This window comes from Streptomyces sp. SID13726, assembly GCF_010548375.1.
Taxonomy (GTDB): domain Bacteria; phylum Actinomycetota; class Actinomycetes; order Streptomycetales; family Streptomycetaceae; genus Streptomyces.
This window is the reverse complement of record NZ_JAAGLY010000448.1, coordinates 1-442: the sequence shown is the minus strand read 5'-3', so window position 1 is coordinate 442 and position 442 is coordinate 1. Positions and strand designations below refer to the sequence as shown.

Here is a 442-nt window from a genome sequence, read left to right as displayed (position 1 = left end):
GGGGCACCTCGGCGCGGGAGGTGCGCCCGCGCCGTCGGGCACGCGGGACGGGTGGCTACTCGGGGCCGACGACCGAGACGCGCGCGGCGCGCACGACCCGGTCCCCGATCCGGTAGCCCGGCTCGATGACGAGGTTCACCGTGGTGGCGGTCGCCTCGGGGTCGGGCTGGTGCATGAGCGCCTCGTGGACGGTGGGGTCGAACTCGTCCCCCACCGCGCCGTAGCGCTCGATCCCGAACTTCTCGAGCGACGCGTCGAGCTTGTCGGAGATGGCCGCGAACGGCCCCGTCAGCTCGCCGTGCTGCCGCGCGCGGTCGATGTCGTCGAGGACCGGGAGGAGCGCGGTGAGCACGTCCTCGATCCCCCTCGTGCGCGCGGCCTCCTGGTCGCGCAGCGACCGGTTGCGGTAGTTCGTGAAGCTCGCCCGCTCGCGCTGGAGCGC

The 442-nt window shown here is 74.4% G+C and carries 1 protein-coding gene; it reads right to left on the bottom strand.

What is annotated here, in order from left to right; translation table 11 throughout:
* Nucleotides 1-55: 55 nt before the first annotated feature.
* A partial coding sequence (gene grpE, locus G3I78_RS48525) for a nucleotide exchange factor GrpE (protein WP_164437026.1) occupies nt 56-442 on the bottom strand: 387 nt, incomplete at its 5' end.